This is a genomic window from Pseudomonas syringae (assembly GCF_021606685.1).
GTDB classification, from domain to species: domain Bacteria; phylum Pseudomonadota; class Gammaproteobacteria; order Pseudomonadales; family Pseudomonadaceae; genus Aquipseudomonas; species Aquipseudomonas syringae_R.
Window position 1 is genome coordinate 27,039 of record NZ_WKCB01000043.1, and the last position, 20,694, is coordinate 47,732.

The 20,694-nt window shown below is 61.4% G+C and carries 22 protein-coding genes and 2 pseudogenes; 13 read left to right on the plus strand and 11 right to left on the minus strand.

Annotated features, from left to right (window positions below; all coding sequences use genetic code 11):
- Positions 1 to 142 precede the first annotated feature (142 nt).
- Genes GIW02_RS16955 through lptM form a run of 6 tightly spaced genes read right to left on the minus strand, consistent with a single transcriptional unit; the run spans position 143 to position 4,725 of the window.
- Positions 143 to 838 carry an HAD-IA family hydrolase gene (locus GIW02_RS16955; protein WP_236411463.1) on the minus strand — a complete coding sequence of 232 codons (696 nt, stop codon included), beginning with the start codon at positions 836 to 838 and terminating at the stop codon, positions 143 to 145.
- Positions 835 to 1,734 (minus strand): tyrosine recombinase XerC, encoded by a 900-nt coding sequence (gene xerC, locus GIW02_RS16960; protein ID WP_236411464.1) that lies wholly within the window; start codon positions 1,732 to 1,734, stop codon positions 835 to 837. The genes GIW02_RS16955 and xerC overlap by 4 nt, the downstream gene beginning before the upstream one ends.
- A 2-nt stretch (positions 1,735 to 1,736) precedes the next feature.
- Positions 1,737 to 2,453 carry a DUF484 family protein gene (locus tag GIW02_RS16965; RefSeq protein WP_236411465.1) on the minus strand — a complete coding sequence of 239 codons (717 nt, stop codon included), beginning with the start codon at positions 2,451 to 2,453 and terminating at the stop codon, positions 1,737 to 1,739.
- Between the two features lie 13 nt (positions 2,454 to 2,466).
- Positions 2,467 to 3,297, minus strand: a complete 831-nt coding sequence (gene dapF, locus GIW02_RS16970) for a diaminopimelate epimerase (protein ID WP_236411466.1) — start codon at positions 3,295 to 3,297, stop codon at positions 2,467 to 2,469.
- Positions 3,298 to 3,300: 3 nt separating this feature from the next.
- The gene (lysA, locus tag GIW02_RS16975; protein ID WP_236411467.1) at positions 3,301 to 4,548 is read right to left on the minus strand and encodes a diaminopimelate decarboxylase; all 1,248 of its coding nucleotides are present in this window, start codon (positions 4,546 to 4,548) and stop codon (positions 3,301 to 3,303) included.
- A 9-nt stretch (positions 4,549 to 4,557) separates the two neighbouring features.
- On the minus strand, positions 4,558 to 4,725 hold the full coding sequence (gene lptM / locus GIW02_RS16980; RefSeq protein ID WP_017845169.1) for an LPS translocon maturation chaperone LptM: 168 nt from the start codon (positions 4,723 to 4,725) through the stop codon (positions 4,558 to 4,560).
- 238 nt (positions 4,726 to 4,963) lie between these two features.
- Here lptM and cyaY point away from each other — a divergent pair, with 238 nt between their 5' ends.
- The 3 genes from cyaY to rnk all read left to right on the plus strand — a co-directional run bounded on the left by cyaY (position 4,964) and on the right by rnk (position 6,062).
- Positions 4,964 to 5,296 (plus strand): iron donor protein CyaY, encoded by a 333-nt coding sequence (gene cyaY / locus GIW02_RS16985; protein WP_236411469.1) that lies wholly within the window; start codon positions 4,964 to 4,966, stop codon positions 5,294 to 5,296.
- A 2-nt stretch (positions 5,297 to 5,298) separates the two neighbouring features.
- Positions 5,299 to 5,517: a DUF1289 domain-containing protein gene (locus GIW02_RS16990; protein ID WP_236411470.1), complete on the plus strand. Its 219-nt coding sequence runs from the start codon at positions 5,299 to 5,301 to the stop codon at positions 5,515 to 5,517.
- Between the two features lie 131 nt (positions 5,518 to 5,648).
- Positions 5,649 to 6,062 (plus strand): nucleoside diphosphate kinase regulator, encoded by a 414-nt coding sequence (gene rnk, locus GIW02_RS16995; RefSeq protein WP_236411472.1) that lies wholly within the window; start codon positions 5,649 to 5,651, stop codon positions 6,060 to 6,062.
- A gap of 11 nt (positions 6,063 to 6,073) precedes the next feature.
- Here the strand turns inward: rnk and GIW02_RS17000 are convergent, their stop codons facing one another.
- The 3 genes from GIW02_RS17000 to GIW02_RS17010 form a co-directional block, all read right to left on the minus strand.
- A complete protein-coding gene (locus GIW02_RS17000) occupies positions 6,074 to 8,914 on the minus strand; it encodes a class I adenylate cyclase (protein ID WP_236411473.1) in 2,841 nt (946 codons plus the stop codon).
- A gap of 169 nt (positions 8,915 to 9,083) precedes the next feature.
- Positions 9,084 to 9,338: a TIGR02647 family protein gene (locus GIW02_RS17005; protein WP_010207442.1), complete on the minus strand. Its 255-nt coding sequence runs from the start codon at positions 9,336 to 9,338 to the stop codon at positions 9,084 to 9,086.
- Positions 9,339 to 9,433: 95 nt separating this feature from the next.
- Positions 9,434 to 9,718 carry a hypothetical protein gene (locus GIW02_RS17010; RefSeq protein ID WP_122675340.1) on the minus strand — a complete coding sequence of 95 codons (285 nt, stop codon included), beginning with the start codon at positions 9,716 to 9,718 and terminating at the stop codon, positions 9,434 to 9,436.
- 126 nt (positions 9,719 to 9,844) lie between these two features.
- On the opposite strand from GIW02_RS17010, the gene GIW02_RS17015 reads away from it, so the two are divergent.
- Positions 9,845 to 10,504 (plus strand): glutathione S-transferase family protein, encoded by a 660-nt coding sequence (locus GIW02_RS17015; protein WP_236411475.1) that lies wholly within the window; start codon positions 9,845 to 9,847, stop codon positions 10,502 to 10,504.
- A gap of 99 nt (positions 10,505 to 10,603) precedes the next feature.
- Here the strand turns inward: GIW02_RS17015 and argH are convergent, their stop codons facing one another.
- Positions 10,604 to 11,998 (minus strand): argininosuccinate lyase, encoded by a 1,395-nt coding sequence (gene argH, locus GIW02_RS17020; RefSeq protein WP_024078056.1) that lies wholly within the window; start codon positions 11,996 to 11,998, stop codon positions 10,604 to 10,606.
- A gap of 392 nt (positions 11,999 to 12,390) precedes the next feature.
- Here argH and GIW02_RS27365 point away from each other — a divergent pair.
- From GIW02_RS27365 to rsd, 8 genes and pseudogenes are all read left to right on the plus strand, one after another.
- Positions 12,391 to 12,507: pseudogene (locus tag GIW02_RS27365) on the plus strand (sensor histidine kinase); the annotation flags it as partial.
- Positions 12,504 to 13,250 (plus strand): LytR/AlgR family response regulator transcription factor, encoded by a 747-nt coding sequence (locus tag GIW02_RS17025; RefSeq protein WP_236411481.1) that lies wholly within the window; start codon positions 12,504 to 12,506, stop codon positions 13,248 to 13,250. The pseudogene GIW02_RS27365 and the gene GIW02_RS17025, both read left to right, overlap by 4 nt.
- Positions 13,251 to 13,388: 138 nt before the next feature.
- Positions 13,389 to 14,330 (plus strand): hydroxymethylbilane synthase, encoded by a 942-nt coding sequence (gene hemC, locus GIW02_RS17030; protein ID WP_236411482.1) that lies wholly within the window; start codon positions 13,389 to 13,391, stop codon positions 14,328 to 14,330.
- Positions 14,327 to 15,085 (plus strand): uroporphyrinogen-III synthase, encoded by a 759-nt coding sequence (locus GIW02_RS17035; RefSeq protein ID WP_236411484.1) that lies wholly within the window; start codon positions 14,327 to 14,329, stop codon positions 15,083 to 15,085. The genes hemC and GIW02_RS17035 overlap by 4 nt, the downstream gene beginning before the upstream one ends.
- 18 nt (positions 15,086 to 15,103) lie before the next feature.
- Positions 15,104 to 16,228 carry a uroporphyrinogen-III C-methyltransferase gene (locus GIW02_RS17040; protein WP_236411486.1) on the plus strand — a complete coding sequence of 375 codons (1,125 nt, stop codon included), beginning with the start codon at positions 15,104 to 15,106 and terminating at the stop codon, positions 16,226 to 16,228.
- Positions 16,229 to 16,233: 5 nt separating this feature from the next.
- On the plus strand, positions 16,234 to 17,475 hold the full coding sequence (locus tag GIW02_RS17045) for a heme biosynthesis protein HemY (RefSeq protein ID WP_236411488.1): 1,242 nt from the start codon (positions 16,234 to 16,236) through the stop codon (positions 17,473 to 17,475).
- A 236-nt stretch (positions 17,476 to 17,711) separates the two neighbouring features.
- Positions 17,712 to 18,230, plus strand: coding sequence for a disulfide bond formation protein B (locus GIW02_RS17050; protein ID WP_236411489.1), 519 nt, complete (start codon positions 17,712 to 17,714; stop codon positions 18,228 to 18,230).
- A gap of 208 nt (positions 18,231 to 18,438) precedes the next feature.
- Positions 18,439 to 18,897, plus strand: a complete 459-nt coding sequence (rsd, locus tag GIW02_RS17055) for a sigma D regulator (RefSeq protein WP_236411490.1) — start codon at positions 18,439 to 18,441, stop codon at positions 18,895 to 18,897.
- A 51-nt stretch (positions 18,898 to 18,948) separates the two neighbouring features.
- Here rsd and GIW02_RS17060 read toward each other — a convergent pair whose 3' ends face one another.
- Positions 18,949 to 19,626: an FKBP-type peptidyl-prolyl cis-trans isomerase gene (locus tag GIW02_RS17060; protein ID WP_236411491.1), complete on the minus strand. Its 678-nt coding sequence runs from the start codon at positions 19,624 to 19,626 to the stop codon at positions 18,949 to 18,951.
- A 192-nt stretch (positions 19,627 to 19,818) separates the two neighbouring features.
- Between GIW02_RS17060 and GIW02_RS17065 the strand changes: the two are divergent.
- A pseudogene (locus tag GIW02_RS17065) lies at positions 19,819 to 20,637 on the plus strand (AlgP family protein); the annotation flags it as partial.
- Positions 20,638 to 20,694 lie beyond the last annotated feature (57 nt).

Sequence of the window (20,694 nt, forward strand, 5' to 3'; positions counted from 1 at the left end):
CCTCCAAGCTACTGCGGATCAAATGTGGGAGGGGGCTTGCCCCCGATGGCAGTGGGTCAGCCAGTACATCAGGTGACTGATACACCGCTATCGGGGGCAAGCCCCCTCCCACATTTTGATCTTCAGTGTTGCTGCAATAGCGTTACTGCCAACTACGCAGCAGCGGCGGCAACTCCTTCAGGGTGCGGATCTGTGCATCTGGATGTTTGTCTCCTTCCCACACCTTACCCGTCGGGTTGAACCACACCGCCCGCAGCCCCGCCGCTTGTGCGCCGGCAATGTCATCGCCCGGGTGGTCGCCGATATGTACCGCCGCATCGGCGTCCACGCCGCCGCGCTGCAACGCTTCTTGAAACAGGCGCGCATCCGGCTTGGCAATGCCGATATCTTCAGCGCGCAGGGCAAAGTGGAAGTAGTCCGCCAGGCCCACCCGCTGCACATCGGCATTGCCATTGGTGATAACCCCCAGCAGAAAGTGCTGGCGCAGCGCTTTCAGCATCGGCTCGGCCTCGGGGAACACGCTGATCTGATGCCGCGCGTGAATGAACGCTTCAAAGCACACATCGGCCATTTCCGTGGCCTGGGGCTGTGGGTAACCGGCCTCTTCAAAGGCGTGCATCAGCACGCGGTGGCGCAACACGCTGATACGGTGCTTGAGTTCCGGATGACGCTGCAACACTTGCTGGCGCAGGCTGGCGAAATGCTCAAGCGGCAGGTCGCCGACCTTGGACGCATGGGTGGCCAGCCATTCACGCATCGACGCTTCGGCGCTGATGATGACGGGTACGTTGTCCCAGAGTGTGTCGTCCAGGTCGAAGGTGATCAGCTTGATACTCATGAGTCGCCGCCCTTGATGCGTTTGGCCCGTGGATGGGCGCTGTCGTACACCGTTGCCAGGTGTTGGAAGTCCAGATGGGTATAGATCTGCGTGGTCTTGATGTCGGAGTGGCCGAGCAGTTCCTGCACGGCGCGCAGGTCCTGGGACGATTCGAGCATATGGCTGGCAAAGGAGTGCCGCAGCATATGCGGGTGCAGGTTCTGCCCCAGTTCGCGTTCGCCGGCAGCCTTGACCCGCACCTGAATGGCCCGTGGCCCAAGCCGTCGGCCTTGCTGGCTGACAAACACCGCATCGTCTGCCGGGTTGGTCAGAAGGCGCAGTGGCAGCCACAGTTGCAAGGCCTCACGCGCCTTCCTGCCCACCGGCAGCACGCGGGTCTTGCTGCCCTTGCCGAGCACTTGCACCAGGCCGTCCGCCAGGTCCAACTGGTCCAGGTTCAGGCCGGTAAGCTCCGACAGGCGCAGGCCCGATGAATAGAACAGTTCGAGGATCGCCTGATCGCGGTGGGCGAGGAAGTCGTCCTCCACCGCACCGTCCAGCAGTTGCAGGGCGCGGTCGGTGTCCAGGGTCTTGGGCAGGCGCCGCTCGCCTTTGGGCGGCGACAGACCGTTGGCCGGGTCGTGGTCGCACAGGCCTTCACGGTTCAGGTAGTGGTAGAGGCCGCGTACCGCCGACAGCAGGCGCGACAGGCTGCGCGAGGATTGGCCCGCCTGGTGCAGGCGCGCGACCAGGCTGCGCAGGCTCTGGATATCCAGGGCCTTCCAGCTGGTGATCTGCTGTTTTTCGCAGTACGCCAGCACCTTGTTCAAGTCCCGTCGATAGGCTTCCAAAGTATGGGGCGACACCTGGCGCTCATTGCGCAGGTGAGCGCAGTAAGCGTCCAGTTGCCGTTCCATGGCTAGCGTACCGCGCGCAGGGCGGTGGTGAAGCGTGGCAGTACGCGGCCCAGCACTTCGGCGATGTAGGTCAGGAACAAGGTGCCCACCGAGCTTTTGTAGTGCGCAGGATCCCGGCTGGCGATTGCCAGTACGCCGTGCAGGCCTTGATGGCTGAGGGCGACCACGGCGGTCGAGCCGATCTGCTTGCGCTGTTCGGCACCGAACAGGAAGTCCAGTTCATGCTCGCGCAAGGTGCCGCTGATGGTCTTGCCTTCGGACAACAAGCCGCCGATGGCGGTCTGTGCGTCGCTGCCGCTGACCCAGCGGCCCACCGGCATCGGGTTGTCGCTGAACAGGATCAGGCTGACAAAGGGCACCTGGAAGTCCTGGCGCAGGCTGTCTTCCACAGCGATCACCGTTTCTTCCAGGCTGGTGGCGTCCATCAGGGTAAGGATCAGGCGGCGGGTCTTGTCGAACAGGCGGTCGTTGTCACGGGCGACATCCATCAGCTGCGAGAGCCGGTGGCGCATTTCGATGTTGCGCTCGCGCAGGATCTTCATCTGCCGCTCCACCAGCGACACGGTGTCGCCGCGCTGGTGGGGGATGCGCAGGGCCGGCAGCAGTTCTTCGTGCTCGACGAAGAAGTCCGGATTAGCCTCAAGGTACGCCGCGACAGCAGCGGCCTCCAGACTTTCGCTTGGGGTTGCTTGGGCGGGTACTTGAGGCTTATCGGTCATTAGCTTGGCTCACTCATAGACGGACCTGTCCTTCGTATACACGCGAGGCCGGCCCGGTCATCAGTACCGGGTGGCCAGGGCCTGCCCATTCGATGGACAGGCGTCCACCGGGCAGGTCGATCAATAGGGGCGAATCCATCCACCCCTGGCTGATCGCGGCCACGGCAGCGGCGCAAGCACCGGTGCCGCAGGCCTGGGTTTCGCCGGCGCCGCGCTCCCACACGCGCAATTGCGCGCGGGAACGGTCGATCACCTGCAGGAAGCCCACGTTGACCCGTGCCGGAAAGCGCGGGTGGTGTTCGATCTTGGGCCCCAATTCATGCACGGGCGCGTTGTTGATGTCGTTGACCCGCAGTACCGCATGGGGGTTGCCCATGGACACGGCGGCGATGTCGACGTTTTTGCCGTCGACGTCCAGCGCATAGCTCGCAGCTTGCTCGGTGGCCTGGAACGGAATATCCGCCGGCACCAGGCGGGGGGCGCCCATGTTGACGCTGATCTGGCCGTCGCTGCGAATATCCAGCTCGATCACGCCGCTCTTGGTTTCGACGCGGATCTGGCGCTTGGCGGTCAGGCGTTTGTCCAGCACAAAGCGTGCGAAGCAGCGCGCGCCGTTGCCGCACTGTTCCACTTCGGAGCCGTCGGAGTTGAAGATCCGATAACGGAAATCCACCTCCGGGTTGCTGGGCGCCTCGACGAGCAGCAATTGGTCGAAACCAATGCCGGTATGCCGGTCGCCCCACTGTTTGGCGTGTTTGGGCAGGATATGCGCGTGCTGGCTGACCAGGTCGAGGACCATGAAATCATTGCCCAGCCCGTGCATCTTGGTAAAACGCAGCAGCATGGCTTACTCCGGCAGCAGGCTTTCGCCAGCATACAACTCGGCTACCGTCTCGCGGCGACGCACTTCAAACGCTTGATCACCGTCCACCAGAACCTCGGCGGCGCGGCCGCGGGTGTTGTAGTTGGAACTCATGACAAACCCGTAGGCACCGGCCGAATGCACGGCCAGCAGATCGCCTTCTTCCAGGGCCAACTGACGATCCTTGGCCAGGAAATCACCGGTTTCGCAGATCGGGCCGACGATGTCGTAGGCACGGGCTTCGCTGTCGCGCGGCGTCACGGCGGTGACATTCATCCAGGCCTGGTACAGCGCCGGGCGGATCAGGTCGTTCATCGCCGCATCGACGATGGCGAAATCCTTGTGCTCGGTGTGCTTGAGGTACTCGACCTGGGTCAGCAGTACACCGGCGTTGGCGACGACATAGCGGCCCGGCTCGAACATCAGCGTCAGGTCGCGGCCCTCGATACGCTCGCGCACCGCTTTGATGTAGTCGGCCACCAGCGGCGGCTCTTCATCGCGATAACGCACGCCCACACCGCCACCCAGGTCGATGTGATGCAGGTAGATGCCGCATTCGCCGAGGCGGTCGATCAGCGCCAGCAGGCGGTCCAGGGCATCCAGGAACGGCGGCAGGCTGGTCAGTTGCGAGCCGATATGGCAGTCGACACCCAGCACTTCCAGGTTCGGCAGTTGGGCGGCACGGATGTACACGTCTTCGGCGTCAGCGATGGCGATGCCGAACTTGTTCTCTTTGAGGCCGGTTGAAATGTACGGGTGGGTGCCGGCGTCGACGTCCGGGTTGACGCGCAGGGAGATCGGCGCACGCACGCCCATCTCGGCGGCCACAACCTGCAGGCGCTCCAGCTCATCGGTGGACTCGACGTTGAAGCAATGCACGCCGACTTCCAAAGCGCGGCGCATGTCTTCGCGGCTCTTGCCGACGCCGGAAAACACGATCTTGTCAGCCTTGCCGCCAGCAGCCAGCACACGTTCCAGCTCACCACGGGACACGATGTCGAACCCGGCACCCAGGCGCGCCAGCACGTTCAGGACGCCCAGGTTGGAGTTGGCCTTGACCGCATAGCACACCAGGCTCGGGATGCCTTCCAGGGCATCGGCAAAGCTGCGGTATTGGGCTTCGATATGCGCCCGGGAGTACACGTAGGTCGGGGTACCGAAGCGCTGGGCAATCGCGGACAACGCCACGCCTTCCGCGAACAGCTCGCCGTCCCGGTAGTTAAAAGCGTCCATGGGGTTCCCTTAGTAGGTGTCGTGCTTATGCGCTTTGGCGGGCTTTTGCGACGATTGCGCCTGTTCATTCGGGTCTTTGCTGTCATCGGGCAGGTACAGCGGGCCTTTTTGACCACAGGCACTAACGAGGCAGGCAACCGCGACGAGCGCAGCAAGGGAAGAGATCAGGCGCTTCATGGCGAAATCCTTGAATATGCATTAATTGCGCCCGAGTATACCGACCACCCGCCAGCTTGCCTATGCGCTGAAATACCCGTCCGGCGGGGGTTTGCCGAGACGGTCGGGAAACGTCCTACGCTGTGCGGGGATAATTCATTCCGTCATTCGTGATGAAATCGGTATCCTTTGCAATCAGCGGGGCTCGTCCGTATCGTGCGGCGCTTGAGCAAAACCAGACACTTTTGAGGTTGCCACAATGAGTTTGACCGAAGCCCGTTTTCACGACCTGGTGGATTCGACCCAGCAGGCGCTGGAAGATATTTTCGACGACAGCGGCCTGGACGTGGACCTGGAAAACTCGGCCGGTGTGCTGACCGTCAAGTTCGAGAACGGCACTCAATTGATCTTCAGTCGTCAGGAACCCCTGCGTCAGCTGTGGCTGGCGGCACGTTCGGGTGGTATTCACTTCGACTACGACGAAGAAAGTGGCAAGTGGCAGTGCGACAAAAGCGAAGAGCTGCTGGGTGAGATACTCGCCCGCCTGGTCCAGGAACAAGCCGGCGTCGAGCTGGACTTCGACGAGATTTAACCGTGACCCAACCTGCATCTGCACGCCCGCCCAAGCCGCTGTTCAGCAATGTCAGCCCGGCGGTGCCGTCACCTTGTATCAGTTTGTGTCGCCTGGACGCGCAAAAAGTCTGCCTCGGCTGCTTCCGCCACGTGGAAGACATCCGCGAATGGCGCTCTGCCGACGACGCGCGGCGCCGGGTGATCTGCGCCGAGGCCGAGCAGCGCAGGGCGCACACCTGAGGTCGTCTTGTTTATTTGTGACGCTGTGGTAGTGTCCGGGTACGCCTCAACTCATCGAGGCCCGTGAGAACCCCGCCTTTTTCTGGCGGGGTTTTGCTTTTTTGTGCAGAAAAAAGGAGTCTGCCTGAATCATGACCACCGCACCGTCCATCATCCTCACCCGCCTTGACGTGCAGCGTCTGGAGCAACTGATCGACCGCCTGGGCGACGAGACGCCTGGCGTCGAAGCGCTTCAAGCCGAACTCGACCGCGCCGAAGACGTGGTTGGCCACGATGAAGTGCCTGCGGGTGTCGTGACCATGAACTCCAGCGTGCATTGCCGTGAAGAAGGCAGTGGCAAGGACTATCACCTGACCCTGGTCTACCCAAAAGACGCGAACGCCGACGAAGGCAAGATCTCGATCCTGGCGCCGGTAGGCAGCGCGCTGCTCGGCCTGCAGGTTGGCCAGCACATCGATTGGCCGGCGCCCGGCGGCAAGACCCTCAAGCTTGAGTTGCTGAGTGTTGAAGGCCAGCCCAAAGACGGCGGCGCTTTCTCTCTTTAACAAGCGCCGCTTTAAATCTGGCTCAGCGCCTGGTTGAGCGACAGCTCCAGCTCGGCCTTGTAGCGCAGGTACAGATTGCTCGGGCTTTGCACATCACCGAGCAGACCGGACAGGTCCAGGTCGGTGATGTAGCAGCGGTAGCGTTCGGTTTCCCGGCGCTGCCCGACGATTTCCTGGGCGACCACAGCAAACAGCTGGTCGCCAAACTCCAGTTCGGAAAACTCCCGCTGATTGCAGTACAGGGTAATGCCCACCTGGCCCGGTGCGGCCTTGCCGATAATCGCCTGCACGTCATAAAACGGTTTATTGGCCGGGTTCTGCGGTGCCGGCCGAGGCTCGATAACACGTGCGCGATTTCCGCCTGATGGCAACAGTTGGTAATACAAGGTTTGCACCTCGCCCAGCGGTTGTTGCGGGTCCAGCGGTGACAGTGCATCGCGGCGGTAAATGATCGACTGCAAGAAGCGCTGCAAAGGCGCCAACAGGCTCTGCTCGTCATGGAACGGCAAGCGTTGTTGCCAGAGCGCGTTGAACTCATCCAGCACATACAGCTCGGCGAAGCCTTCATTGACCCGGTAGAACACCTGCACGCAATCCGCCAGGCCCATCGGCAGCAACAGCGCCAGGTCATGGTCCTCCAGGGCCATGGCGTCCAGGTGCAGCGGGCTGTAGCTCGCCAGCTCCTCGCTGAGGTAGGCGACCAGCGCCTCCTGAGTCGCCAGGGAAACGTGGGTAGCCTGGCCCGGCACCAGCTCTATCACGTGGTAGTGCTGCTGCACCTGCAGCAAATAGCGGTGATTGCCTTGAGCCAGCAGCAGGTTTTGCGCGGTATCGAAGATTTCCTCCACACGCTGGGCAATGAATTGCGCACGGTTGTGGCAGAAGCAGCGCACCCGCAGTCGCGGCAGGTGATCGGCCGGCAGTTGGTTGAGGTAGTCGCGCAGGCAGTCGAGCAGTGCATGGGGGCCGTCGTAGCGGCTGACCATCACCTCGTTCCAACTGTTAAGCGTGACCTGGTCTAGGGTCAGCACCAGGTTGTCGCGCACGCCGGCGTAACTCAGCGAGTCGGTGCGCTCGGTGGTCATCAGGATATTCAGGTCGCGATGATGCTTGAGCGGGTCGACGCCGACGTTGATCAGCAACAACACCTCCTCAGGCACCGCCGAGCGCAGCAGGCGCTCTTCATCGACACTGGCCAGGGGCAGGGCGACGGTCTGTTGCAGGCTGCCCAGCAGGTTGAACAGCTCGAACTCGGTCATGTCGCTGGTGCCGGGGTGCAACGCCAGGCGAGTGCTGCTGTCGATCACGCCGTTGCGGTGGCACCAGGTGAGCATTTCCAGCAGGTCACGGCTGCGCTTGATCGGTGCGAAGTGCTCCCATTCCAGCGCCGTAAGGTTGCCGTTGTACAGGCCCCAATGGTGCTGGCCGGGCTCCTTGCGATTGGGCGATTGCACCAGGGTCAGGGTGTCTTCGGCGAGGTCGGGGGCGATGCCGGGGTTGATGAACTCGACCTTGCCGGCCTTGCGCTCAAAGGCTGCATACAGGCGCCGCCCCAGCACATTGAGGTCGCGCTTGTTGATCAGGCTGACGGTCTGCTCGGTGCGGGCGAACTGGGTCAGGAAGCGATAGCTGTAGTTGAGCTCGCTGACCAGCGCGCGGCGCTCGGAGGCGACCTGCCGAACTTTCCATTGGCTGCGGCTGTCCAGCAGGGCCAGTTGGCGTTGGTCCCAGCCCCACTCATGGGCCAGGCGTTCCAGCAACAACCGCTGCCAGCCGCTGCTGCGCTGGCCGACGGTGAGCTTGCGGTTGACCTTGAGGTACAGCGCGCGCCGTACCAACTCCAGGCGTTCCAGCTCGTTGCGCGCCTTGAGGTGTTCTTCGATGCGCCGGTACACCACGATGTAGGGGTCCAGCTCGTCGAGGTCCATCTGATTGGCGAACACCGCGCGCTTGAAGCGCAGGCTCAGGCAGTGCACGTTCGGATGCTCGCTGGCGTAGACCTCGGTCAACAACAGCTTGAGCACCGACTTGTAGGGCGACTCGATGCCCTTGAACAACTGCCACAGCCCGGCGCCAATGAACTCGCCCGGCGGGATGCGCGCCAAGTGGCCAAGGTCGAGGGTTTCATCGGCGCGGATAAAGCGCTTGGAAATCAGCGTGTGGGTAAATTCGGCATAGCGGCTTTCTTCATACACCGGCACCAGCCACCAGATCGGCGTGCGCCCGGCCAACCAGATGGCGGTGCGGTAGAACTCGTCCAGCAGCAGGTAATGCTGGGTGGTGCCGCAGTCGTCGGAGCTGAGCTGGGTGTCGCGTTCGCCGAGCACAAAGCGTGTGGGGTCGATCAGGAAGAAGTGAGCTTCGGCGCCCATGCTCAGGGCCCAGGCCTCGAGCAACTGGCATTTTTTGCGCAGTTCGGCCAGTTCGTTGTCGCCAAGGTCGGGAGCGTGGCAGACCCATACGTCCATGTCGCTCTGATCCGCCTGGGCCAGGGTGCCGAGGCTGCCCATCAGGAACAGGCCATGAATCGGCCGTGGCGGGTTGCCATGGCGAGGCTTGTAGGAAAACGAGCGGGTGAGCCGCTGGGCCTCGGTCAACGCCTGGGCATCGGGTTCGAAATTCGACAGGCCCGCCGGGGTGCTCCCCGACACGTAGCCAGGCAGCAACGGGTGGTTGACGTGGAAAAACAGCGGCAACAGGGTCAGCACACTGTGCTGGCGTGGCGTCAGCCCCTCGACGGCCCGGGCCATGCGGCCTTCATTGAGGGCCATGAATCGCGCGCGCAACTGGGCCAGTACCTTGCGGTCGATGCCTTCGTCCAGGTCGGGGCGGATTTCATGGGTGCGGGTCATGTCGAACTCGTTGGCTCGCAGGGCCCGACGTGGGCGGCCGTGTCGGAGTTTACAGCCAGTAGCGTAGGAGGTTTAGAGGGAAATGGTTTTTGACGTCAGAATTTTGTGTCTGGCACAGCAACGCCCTCGGAATCCGCAGCGGGGCGGACTCCATGGGCGGTATCCGGTATCAGGCAGCTTCTTTGGTTGTGGCAGTGGTCAAGATGGTCAGCAGGGTTTGCGCTTGTTCTGCGGCGTCACGGCCCAGGCTGGTGAGGTAGCCTCCGTCAGGCTGGTCGATAAGCCCTTTGGCATGGAGGCGCTTGGCAGCGGCGATGGCCGTGGGAGCGGCAGTCTGATGGACTTTCAGACCTTCTTTGGTGCTGTCCAGGGGGAAGAGTACAAGGATTTCCAGTTCGGCAACCAACTCAGGGGTATACGACATAAGGACTCCAGACTTTCTAAAATTTATTAGAGGCTAGCAGGCCATAAGGTGAACGCACTTTGCCGAACTGTCCAGCGTGTTACTGCGCGCCGGGATTATTCCTTTTCCGGCGGCAGTTCAGGCAATGCCCGCAGCGCTGTTTCATACCATTCGGTATCGAAAGCGCGGTCCTCGTCCAGCATCGCGTCGATCTCGTACGCCAGCACGTGGGCCATGAGATTGAGGATATCTTCGCGCTCGTAGCCCACCAGTGTCAGCTTGTTGAAAGTCGCTTTGGCGGCCGGCGGGTTGTCGCTCTCGATCTGATTTTCGATGGCCTGGGTCAGCGTGCTTTCGGTGAATTCTTCTTCGTCGTTGTCAATGTCGGTCGGCTCGCTCATGGCAGGCTCCTCAAGGAAAGGCTGCCAGTCTACCTCCATTCAGGCGGGTGATGCTGCTGGCAAGGCCAGGTCCCGGGAGCTATAACGCTTGCAGCCAACCCCATTCCCGGCCTGGAGGCAACCGCGATGCTCAAGCTCTACGGATTTTCAGTCAGCAACTACTACAACATGGTCAAGCTGGCGTTGCTGGAGAAAGGGCTGCCCTTCGAAGAGGTGCCTTTTTATGCCGGACAAACCCCTGAAGCGCTGGCCGTAAGCCCGCGCGGCAAGGTGCCGGTGCTCGGTGTGAAACAGGGGTTTATCAACGAAACCAGCGTGATCCTCGAATACCTCGAGCAGACCCAGGAAGGCCCTGCGCTGCTGCCGGCCGAGCCGTTTCAACGTGCGCAAGTGCTGGCGCTGTGCCGGGAGATCGAGCTGTATATCGAATTGCCCGCCCGTGCGTGTTTCGCCGAAGCGTTCTTTGGCATGGCGGTGCCGGAGGCGATCAAGGAGAAATCCAAGACCGAGTTGCTGCTGGGTATCGGGTCACTGGGCCGGCACGGCAAATTTGCGCCGTATGTGGCGGGGGAGAGCTTCACGATTGCGGATCTGTATTTCATGTACAGCGTGAATCTCGCCTGTGGGGTGGGCGAGAAGCTGTTTGGCCTGGATTTGCTGGCTGAAATGCCAAAGGCCAAAGCGTTGCTGGAGCGACTGCATGGGATGCCCAACGCTCAGAAAGTGGCGGCAGACCGCGAGGCAGCGATGCCCGCGTTCATGGCGATGATCGCAGCCAAAAAGTGATCAAATGTGGGAGGGGGCTTGCCCCCGATAGCGGTGGGCCAGCCAGCACATGTGTTGCCTGACACTCTGCTATCGGGGGCAAGCCCCCCCCCCACATTTTTAGCGGCTGGCCAGTAAGGCCTGGCCACGCACGACAGCTGCCTTCACCTGCGCCGGCGCAGTACCGCCGACGTGGTTACGCGCATTCACCGAGCCTTCCAGGGTCAGCACGGCGAACACGTCCTGCTCGATCTGGTCGCTGAACTGGCGCAGTTCTTCCAGGCTCATCTCTGCCAGGTCCTTGCCGGTGTCCACGCCGTATTTCACCGCATGGCCGACGATTTCGTGGCAGTCACGGAACGGCAGGCCACGGCGCACCAGGTAGTCCGCCAGGTCAGTCGCGGTGGAGAACCCACGCAGCGCCGCTTCACGCATGATCGCGTGCTTGGGCTTGATCGCCGGGATCATGTCGGCAAACGCACGCAGTGAGTCGCGCAGGGTGTCGGCGGCGTCGAACAGCGGTTCCTTGTCTTCCTGGTTGTCCTTGTTGTAGGCCAGGGGCTGGCCCTTCATCAAGGTCAGCAGGCCCATCAGCGCGCCGAATACGCGACCGCTCTTGCCACGCACCAGCTCAGGCACGTCGGGGTTTTTCTTTTGCGGCATGATCGAGCTGCCGGTGCAGAAGCGGTCCGGCAGGTCGATGAACTGGAATTGCGCGCTGGTCCACAGCACCAGCTCTTCGGAGAAGCGCGACAAGTGCATCATCGCGATGCTGGCGGCGGCGCAGAATTCGATGGCGAAGTCACGGTCCGACACGCCGTCCAGGGAGTTGCCGCCCACGGCGTCAAAGCCCAGCAACTGCGCGGTGTATTCGCGGTCGATCGGGTAGGTGGTGCCCGCCAGCGCGGCGCTGCCCAACGGCATGCGGTTGGCACGTTTGCGGCAATCCACCAGACGCTCGTAGTCACGGCTGAGCATTTCGAACCAGGCCAGCAAGTGATGGCCGAAGGTCACCGGCTGTGCGGTTTGCAGGTGGGTGAAGCCGGGCATGATGGTGTCCGATTCACGCTCGGCCTGTTCCAGCAGGCCTTTTTGCAGGCGCGTGATTTCGGCCAGGATCAGGTCGATTTCATCGCGCAGCCACAGGCGGATATCGGTGGCCACCTGGTCGTTACGGCTGCGGCCGGTGTGCAGCTTTTTGCCGGTCACACCGATGCGATCGGTGAGGCGGGCCTCGATGTTCATGTGCACGTCTTCGAGGTCGACGCGCCAGTCGAATGTGCCGGCTTCGATTTCACCGCGAATGGTGGTCAGGCCGTCGATGATGCTGTCGCGCTCGGCGTCGGTCAGCACGCCGACCTTGGCCAGCATCGTCGCGTGGGCGATGGAACCCATGATGTCGTGGCGGTACAGGCGCTGGTCGAAGGTGACGGAGGCGGTGAAGCGCGCGACGAAGGCGTCGACGGGTTCACTGAAGCGGCCGCCCCAGGACTGGTTGGTCTTGTCGGTGCTCATGGATTCGCTCGTGATCTGCTAATGAAGAGGCATAAAAGTGTTCCGGCGATAATAACAGGGTTGCCCGTGGGCGCGGTGCTGTGGGTCGTCGGCATTTTTATTTGCGCAAAGGATGGCTAAGTGCCTTGCCGCCGGACGCGTCCGGGAAGAGACTGAAGACAGAGGCTTATTGATACGATATTTAACGATTGAGCAATGTCGTCTCAGTGAGCGTCTACAGTTGGACTGATAGTGTGTGAATGCACCAAAGTCGGGTGATGCGGTCATAGCCCAGACTATCCATTTTAAACAGGGGGGTATTCGGATTGTGTATCAGCAAACCCTACGACGATGCCCGCAGGCAGCAGGTCTTGGGCGCTATTGAACAAGTCCGGGTAAATATGGGTGCCGCTGTCGGGGCACTTTTTGCCGCTCGCGCTAGTCTTAGCGTGGATCGCTGTGACGCAAGTCACCGCACCTGTCTACGCTATCCTTGTGCGAGACTCACGCAGGAATCCAGCGCAATATGAATGTCCTGATCGTTGATGACGAACCCCAAGCCCGCGAGCGACTGAGCCGTTTGGTCAGTGAACTCGAGGGTTATACAGTCCTTGAACCGAGCGCCACCACGGGCGAAGAAGCGTTGACGCTGATCGACAGCCTCAAGCCGGATGTGGTGTTGCTCGATATCCGTATGCCGGGCCTTGATGGCCTCCAGGTTGCCGCCCGGCTCAGCGAGCGAGAATCGCCGCCAGCCGTTGTGCTGTGTGCTGCCCAGGAAGAGTTCTGCGCCGACACGCTGGAAGCCAGCGGCGTCAGCTTTCTCACCAAGCCGGTAGCGGGCGAGGCGTTGCTCAAGGCCCTTAAAAAGGCCGAGCGCCCCAACCGCGTGCAACTTGCCGCCCTGACCCAGCCGGCCGCCCAAAGTGGTAACGGACCACGCAGCCATATCAGCGCACGCACCCGCAAAGGCATCGAACTGATTCCGCTGGGCGAAGTGGTCTATTTCATTGCCGACCACAAGTACGTGACCCTGCGGCATGAAATGGGCGAAGTGTTGCTCGATGAGCCGCTCAAGGCCCTTGAAGATGAGTTCGGCGACCGCTTCGTGCGAATCCACCGCAACGCGCTGGTGGCCCGCGAACGCATCGAGCGCCTGCAGCGCACGCCCCTGGGGCACTTTCAGTTGTTCCTCAAAGGGCTCAACGGCGACGCCTTGATCGTCAGCCGACGCCATGTTGCCGGCGTGCGCAAGATGATGCAGCAGCTATAGCCCGAGGGCTGTGGCGCGGTCTGCAGCAATTATCCCGGTGCGAAGCGGCCAGGGAGGCCCCGCACTTGCTGATTCAAATCAAAGCGTATTTGCCTGAGCTGTTATTATCTGCCGTATCTATTCAGTACGGATTGATCCATGTCCTCTCGCGAAATCCGCATCGCCACCCGTAAAAGCGCCCTGGCCTTGTGGCAGGCCGAATACGTCAAAGCACGCCTTGAGCAGGCCCATCCAGGCCTCAAGGTGTCCCTGGTGCCCATGGTGAGTCGCGGCGACAAGCTGCTTGACTCGCCACTGTCGAAAATCGGCGGCAAAGGCCTGTTCGTCAAGGAACTGGAAACCGCCCTGCTCGAAAACGAAGCCGACATCGCCGTGCATTCGATGAAAGACGTGCCCATGGACTTCCCCGAAGGTCTGGGCCTGTTTTGCATCTGTGAGCGTGAAGACCCGCGCGATGCCTTCGTTTCCAATACCTACGACTCCCTGGACCAATTGCCCCTGGGCAGCATTGTCGGTACCTCCAGTTTGCGTCGCCAGGCACAGCTGTTGACCCGTCGTCCGGACCTGCAGATCCGCTTCCTGCGCGGCAACGTCAACACCCGCCTGGCCAAGCTGGACGCCGGCGAATATGACGCGATCATCCTCGCCGCCGCCGGCTTGATCCGCTTGGGTTTTGAGGGCCGTATCACCTCGGCCATCAGTGTCGAGGACAGCCTGCCGGCAGGCGGGCAGGGTGCCGTGGGTATCGAGTGCCGAACCGCCGACAGTGAAATCCACGCCTTGCTCAAGCCCCTTGACCACCACGATACCCAAGTGCGCGTCACGGCCGAGCGTGCCCTGAACAAGCACCTCAACGGTGGGTGCCAGGTGCCTATCGCGTGCTATGCCGTGTTGGAAGGTGAAAACCTGTGGCTGCGTGGGCTGGTGGGTGACCCGGAAGGGGGCACCCTGCTGACGGCCCAGGTCCGTGGCCCGCAACGAGACGCCACGGCGCTGGGTATCCAGGTGGCTGAAGAGCTGCTGGACAAGGGCGCTGGCGCCATCCTGCAAAAAGTCTACGGCGAGGCTGGCCCGCAGTGACCGACTGGAGAGTGCTGCTGACACGGCCCGCCGAGGAATCGGCGGCCGTGGCTTGGGCATTATCCGACGCCGGAATTTTCAGCAGCAGTTTACCCTTGCTCGAGATTGAGCCATTACCTGTGACCCCCGACCAACAGGCCGTGTTTCGCGACCTGGGCCGCTATTGCGCGGTGATTGTGGTGAGCAAGCCGGCGGCGCGCCTGGCCGTGCAACAGCTGACCCAAGCCTGGCCGCAGGTGCCGTGGTTCAGCGTCGGTGCGGCCACCGCCCAGGTACTGGCCGAGCACGGCCTCAGCGTTCACTACCCGCAGGTTGGCGACGACAGCGAGGCCTTGCTTCAATTGACTGCGTTGCGCGAGGCTATCGCACGCCCCGGTGCCCGGGTGCTGATCCTGCGGGGCGAGGGCGGTCGGGAGCTACTGGCGGAGCGTTTGCGCGAGCAAGGTGCTAGTGTCGACTATCTGGAGTTGTATCGCCGTTTCCTGCCGGCTTACGACGCCTCGGTGCTGGTGCAGCGCATCCAGTTGGAACGCTTGAACGGCGTGGTGGTCAGCAGTGGGCAGGGTTTATTGAACCTGCAAGCCCTGGCTGGTGCCGATTGGCCGCAGGTAGCGCGGCTGCCGTTGTTCGTGCCCAGCCCGCGAGTCTATGAGATGGCGCGCGCTGCTGGCGCAGAAAAAGTTGTGGATTGTCGCGGCGCAAGTGCTGCGGCTTTGTTAGTGGCGATACGGAGCTATACCGTTCCCACTCTCTGATACGCAAAGGACGGATACGTGAGCGAAACAGCCTTGCCTAAAGATGAAACCCAACCCGCACTTGATGCGCCGGTTGAGTCACCGGTCACCGCGCCGCGCCGTGGCAATGGCCTGGCAATCGTCGCCCTGCTGCTTGGCGCTGCCGGTGTAGCCGCCGGTGGTTGGGGGATCTGGCAGGTCCGTGCCCTGCAAGCCAGCAGCCAGCAACAGCTGGGTCAGGTGCAGACCCTTGATGACCAATCCCAATCCCTCAAGCAAAGCCAGCAACAGTTGGCTGCGCACCTTGCCCAGTTACCTGCGGCGGACGAGTTGGAAGAGCGTCGTCGGCTGGTGGCCCAGTTGCAGGGTGACCAGCAGCGCTTGAGCCAACGCCTCGAAACCGTGCTGGGCGCCAGCCGCCAGGATTGGCGTTTGGCCGAGGCCGAGCACCTGATTCGCCTGGCGAGCTTGCGACTGTCTGCCCTGCAGGACATCAACAGCGCCCAGGCGTTGGTCCAGGGCGCCGACGAAATTCTTCGCGAGCAGAGCGACCCAGGCTCCTACGCGGCCCGCGAGCAATTGGCCAAGAGCCTTGCCGCGCTGCGCAGCACTGAGCAGCCAGACCGTACCGGGCTTTACCTGCAACTGGCGGCGTTGCGCGATCAGGTCGTGCAGTTGGCGGCCATTGCGCCGGAGTACCAGCTCACTGAACCCGCGTCCCAAGGGCGTCCGAGCACCGACACCGACAGCCGTTGGAGTCAATGGTGGGAGCAGATCTCGCGCTACTTCCGCATCGACTTCAACCCGGATGACAACATTCGTCCGCTGCTGGCCGGCCAAGGCCTGAACCAGGTGCGCCTGGCCCTGAGCCTGGCCCTGGAGCAAGCCCAATGGGCGGCGCTCAATGGCGAGACGGCGGTGTACAGCCGCTCCCTCGGCGAGGCACGCAGCGTGCTGCAGGACAACTTCAATCAGGACAACCCACAAAGCAAGGCGATGCTGGCGCGTATCGCCGAGCTTGAGCCCAAGGCCGTCTCCGTGGTGACGCCAGACCTCGCCGCGAGCCTGGCGGCTGTGCAGGCTTACCTTGAGCGTCGTCATCTTTCTGCCGATGAAGCCAAGGCGTCGGCCGCACCCGCCGCCACCCCGGCCAAGCAGGAGTAGAACCGATGAAGCGTTTCTATGTGATCCTGGTGCTGGCCATTGCGATTGCCCTGGCGTTGGCGGTGGGTATTTCGAAACACACCGGCTATGTGCTGGTTACCTACCCTCATGTGCTGCATTACGAGTCCAGCCTGTGGGCGACTGTGGTGGCAGTGTTTGCCATTGGCTTGGCGATCTACCTGGTCCGTGTGCTGTTGGGCCTGGTAACCACCTCCGGTGGCGTGGTCAACCCGTGGTCGCGGCGCAACCGTAGCCGCCGTGTGCAGATCGCCATCGAGCAGGGCCAGATGGACCTCGCTGAGGGTCGCTGGGCCAGCGCCGAACGCCACCTGCACCGGGCCGCCGAAGCCGAGCGCCAGCCATTGCTGTATTATCTCGGTGCGGCACGGGCTGCCAACGAGCAGGGCCGTTATGAAGAGTCCGATGGTTTGCTCGAGCGTGCCCTTGAGCGTCAGCCCCAGGCTGAACTGGCGGTTGCCTTGAGCCATGCGCAACTGCAACTGGACCGTGGTGATACTGACGGCGCGCTGACCACCCTGCAGGCCATGCACGAGCGCCATCCCCACAACGCCCAAGTGCTGCGCCAATTACAGCGCCTGCACCAGCAGCGGGGCGACTGGTCATCCGTGATCCGCCTGTTGCCGGAGTTGCGCAAAGACAAAGTTTTACCTGCCAGTGAACTGGCCGAACTCGAGCGCCGCGCCTGGGGTGAAAACCTGAGCCTGGCGGCTCAGCGTGAAGAGCAGGGCGAAGCCGGTTTGCAGTCCCTTGAGCGAGCCTGGCAGCAACTCACGTCCGCCCAGCGCCAGGAGCCGCAGCTGGTGCTGGCGTATGCCGAGCAACTGCGTCAGTTGGGCGCCGATGCCAAGGCCGAAGAGGCGCTGCGCGGCGCTATCAAGCGCGGTTATGACAGCCACCTTATTCGCCTCTACGGTCTGCTGCGCGGCAGTGATCCGGCAAAGCAATTGAAGTTTGCCGAAAGCTGGCTCAAGGACCATCCAGGCGATGCCAGCCTGTTGCTGACCCTGGGCCGGCTGTGTCTGCAAAACAGCCTGTGGGGCAAGGCGCGGGATTACCTGGAGAGCAGCCTGCAGGTACAACGTAACCCCGAGGCCTGTGCCGAATTGGCGCGTTTGTTGGCCCAGTTGGGCGACACCGAACGCAGCAACCAGCTTTTCCAAGAGGGGCTGGGCCTGCTGGATAACCGTTTGCTGGCGTCGCCGTTGCCCGTTCCTGCGCGGGTTTGAAGTAGGAAATTAGCCAAGAGTTGGCTCAGATGCGTCTGATAACCAGCTCTTGATGCCTCGAAAATAAACAGGCTGGCGCGGTTGTAGGTGTGATCCTACGCAGGAGTGCATGAAGTCCTCCGCATTCTGACGGGTTATCCTTACACTCTCGCGGAATCGTCTGCTCTGGCGCGTATTGAAAGGGGCAAGCCCTTTCCTCTACCGTATCGACCTATATTTCGCGGTGCGGATAAAGCATGTCTTTTGCCCCTTCACGTTCCTGGTTTTTCCTTGCGTTCCTGGCGGGTACGCTGACGTTGGGCGTGTCCTTTTACCTGGAATTCGGTGCCGCATTGCGGCCCTGCTTGCTGTGTCAGATGCAGCGGGCCTTCCTGGCGGCCTTCACGCTGATCAACCTGGTCGCTGCCCTTCACAACCCCAAGCGCTTTGCTATTTACCTGTATGGGGCGGCAAGCATGGGGTGCGCGCTGCTCGGTGCCGCCACCGCCGTACGCCAGGTGTTGCTACAAAATGCCGCATCAGACCCAGCCGATTGCTTGCACAGCCTGGACGATACGATCGACAACCTGTCGCTGTGGCAGGCGCTGCAGGCGGCCGTCAAAGGCACCGTCGATTGCGTTGAAATCAACTGGACGCTGTTTGACTTGAGCCTTCCCGAGTGGAGCCTGCTGTTTTTTGTGGGGATGTTGATGCTGGGGATCATGCAGTTTTCACGGCTGTTTTGGCATCAGCGTTTGCACCACGCGAGGCGTTGAGAGCGTGGCGGAATGTGTAGGAGGGGATTAAACACTTGTATGAACTTTCTCTCCTGCGTACCTTGAAGCCACAGTCATGCGGGCATAATCTGGCCCGCATGCATTATTGAAACCGAGTGTCAGATGCGGCCTGCCAGGCTGTCGCTTTATCGTTGAAGTGATCTGCAGGCACCCGACGGCAGCGCCCCTATAGGGAAGAGAGATCATCATGCTGGAAAGTTGTCAGAATGCTCAGGAACGCTGGGGTGGGGTGCACAAGCTGATCGACAGCTGGTTGAAGGCACGTCACGAACTGGTTCGGGCCTTTGATGCGCTCGGCGCCAAGCCCGAGGCACTGGCGGAAAATCGCAAGCCGTTGCAGGAGTTCTGCGAAGTGTTGGTGGACTATGTGTCAGCCGGCCATTTCGGCGTCTACGAGCAGCTGACCAAGGAGGCGGAAGCCTTTGACGATCAGCGTGGTCTGGACTTGGCCGAGACCATTTACCCGCGCATCGACGTCATCACTGAAAAGCTGCTTGCCTTCACCGACCTGTGTGACGCCGGCAACTGTGTGGCTGAAAAATTCAAGGAGCTGGGCGCGTTGCTTCACGAGCGTTTCGAGCTGGAAGACTGCCTGATCGAAGTACTGCACAACGCTCACAAAGAAGAGTCTGCTACCCAGGCTTGATCCTGAGTAGCCATAAAAAACGGTGCGCATGGCGCACCGTTTTTTTTGCGGTCAGTGGCGGGTGCCGAGCAATTCGATCTCAAATACCAGCGGTGTATACGGCGGGATCAACTCGCCGGCACCGTCGGCGCCATAGGCCTGGGCCGATGGAATCACCAGACGCCATTTCGCGCCCACGGGCATTTGCTGCAATGCACGGCTCCAGCCGCTGATCACGCTGTCCAGGCGAAACCATTGGGGCTGTGTGCTCTTATCGAAGACCGTGCCATCGGGCAATCGCCCGACGTATTTCACTTGCACTTGATCATTCGCGCCAGGCTTGGCGCCGCTGCCGGGTGCGAGCTCCGTGAGCAGGATGCCGTCGGCCAATTCGCGCGTCCCTTTTGCGGCTTTTTCCTGGGTCAGGAATTGCTGTTCGGCAGCCAGGGCCTTTTCGCTTTGAGGGGCCTGTGTATCCGCTTGGTTTTGCGCTTCGTGCTGGGCAAGAATCTGTTCGATACGTGCGTCATCCAGCGCAAGTGGTTTGCCTTGATAGGCTTGCTTGAGGCCGTCGATCAGGGCCTGCAACTGCAGGTCGGGAACCTCCTGGCGCAAGCGCTCACCGAGGCTGGCACCCAGGCTGTAAGCGAGGTCGTGTTGATTCTGGTCAGTGGTTTTTGACGGCACTTGATCGCTCGCATTGGCAACTGAAATTGCCAGGCCAAGCACAATAAAAAGATAACGCGACATGGGCATCCTCCCGCCGAAAGTGCGACGGATTATGCCAGTGTGGATAGGTAAAAAGTGCCGCGTATTTTCGTTATATCGATAAGAATTTTCGCACGGTGCAACGCGAGGCAAATGATACTGTCAACATGCCCTAGCGGCGGTAAGAGCAGAGGGCTAGTATGAGCCGCACCCACGTCAGCCAGGAGGTAAACCATGTCGGCCAAACAGAAGCCTGTTAATACCCCGTTGCACTTACTCCAACAACTGTCGGGCAGCCTGCTCGAACATCTTGAAAGCGCGTGTTCCCAAGCGTTGGCTGATGCAGAAAAGCTGCTCGCCAAACTGGAAAAACAACGCGGTAAGGCGCAAGAAAAGCTGCACAAATCCCGCACCAAACTGCAAGACGCCGCTACTGCCGGCAAAGCCAAGGCACAAGCCAAAGCCAAAGACGCTGTCAAAGAACTTGAGGACCTGCTGGACGCCCTCAAGGATCGCCAAGCTGAAACCCGCAGCTATATTTCCCAACTCAAAAAAGATGCTCAAGAAAGCCTGAAACTGGCCCAGGGCGTTGGTCGTGTGAAGGAAGCTGTAGCCAAAGCGCTGGGCGCTCGCACCCCTGCAAAAGCGGTGGCTGCGAAGGCACCTGCGAAAGCCGCTGCCAAGCCAGCTGCTAAAACGGCTGCTGCAAAACCAGCCGCCAAGCCAACTGCTAAAACAGCTGCTGCGAAACCAGCCGCCAAGCCAACTGCTAAAACAGCTGCTGCGAAACCAGCCGCCAAGCCAGCTGCTAAAACGGCTGCTGCAAAACCAGCCGCCAAGCCAGCTGCTAAAACGGCTGCTGCAAAACCAGCCGCCAAGCCAGCTGCTAAAACGGCTGCTGCAAAACCAGCCGCCAAGCCAGCCGCTAAACCTGCTGCTGCAAAACCAGCCGCCAAGCCAGCCGCTAAACCTGCTGCTGCAAAACCAGCTGCCACGCCAGCCGCTAAACCTGCTGCTGTAAAACCAGCCGCCACGCCAGCTGCTAAACCAGCTGTCTCATAACCAGCCGCCAATGCAGCCGATACTGCTGCGCCTGTGTATACGTACGCG